Source organism: Pseudonocardia sp. EV170527-09 (assembly GCF_008369905.1).
Classification (GTDB): domain Bacteria; phylum Actinomycetota; class Actinomycetes; order Mycobacteriales; family Pseudonocardiaceae; genus Pseudonocardia.
The window spans coordinates 1-871 of record NZ_VRMC01000268.1; the positions used below are offsets into that span (position 1 = coordinate 1).

Here is an 871-nt window from a genome sequence, read left to right on the forward strand (position 1 = left end):
GAGCTATTTACACCGCGTCCACCGCCGATGCCGCTGCAGCCGCGCTGGATGATCTCGATGACGAGTGGGGGCGAGCCTATCCGGCGATGATACGTTTGTGGCGTAACGCCTGGACCGAGTTCATGCCGTTCCTCGACTACGACATCGAGGTCCGGAGGGTGATCTGTACGACGAACGCGATCGAATCGTTGAACGCCCGCTACCGGCGAGCGGTCCGAGCGCGAGGGCATTTCCCCAGCGAGCAGGCCGCGATGAAATGTCTGTACCTTGTCACCCGCAGCCTCGACCCGACCGGACGAGGCCACACCCGATGGATGATGCGCTGGAAGCCAGTCCTCAACGCCTTCGCCATCACTTTCGGTGACCGCTGGCCGGGCGCCGAGCACTACTGACAACATCGCCGGAACCACCGTTCTCGTTACAGACCCACGCGCCACCGCGTCGACGTGCCGGTGCCGCCGTCGTCGCTGCGTCGGCCCGACCTCGACGTGCGACCGGGCGCGCCGCAGCTGCGCGCGCACGGGATCGGTGTACGGGACCGCCTCGCCGGTCCGGTCGACCTGGTCCTCGACGGGGGCGACCGGCTGCTCGTGACCGGGCCGAACGGGGCCGGGAAGTCGACATTGCTCGCCGTGCTGGCGGGAGCACTCGACCCGGACACCGGGGCGGTGCGCACCGCACCCGGCGCCCGGGTCGTCCGGCTAGGTGTGATGTCCAGGGAGGTTGGTCAGCCTGGTGACTGGTGGCTGGCCGCCGATGGCGGAGTGAGCGCGGTGGTGATTGTAGAAGTGCAGCCAGCCGGGTAGGGCGTCGTTGCGTTGGCGGGTCGACTCATAGAGTCGGGCGTAGGCCCAGCCGTCGGCCAGGGTCC

General features: G+C 68.3%; 2 protein-coding genes and 1 pseudogene. 2 read left to right on the forward strand and 1 reads right to left on the reverse strand.

Going from position 1 to position 871, the window contains the following annotated elements:
- Together FVA95_RS29010 and FVA95_RS29015 are read left to right on the forward strand one after the other, a co-directional pair.
- On the forward strand, positions 1–392 hold a 392-nt coding region (locus tag FVA95_RS29010), incomplete at its 5' end, for a transposase (protein WP_193564307.1).
- 96 nt (positions 393–488) lie between these two features.
- A pseudogene (locus tag FVA95_RS29015) lies at positions 489–677 on the forward strand (ATP-binding cassette domain-containing protein); the annotation flags it as partial.
- A 24-nt stretch (positions 678–701) separates the two neighbouring features.
- On the opposite strand, the gene FVA95_RS29020 reads toward FVA95_RS29015, so the two are convergent.
- On the reverse strand, positions 702–871 hold a 170-nt coding region (locus FVA95_RS29020; RefSeq protein ID WP_149662779.1), incomplete at its 5' end, for an integrase core domain-containing protein.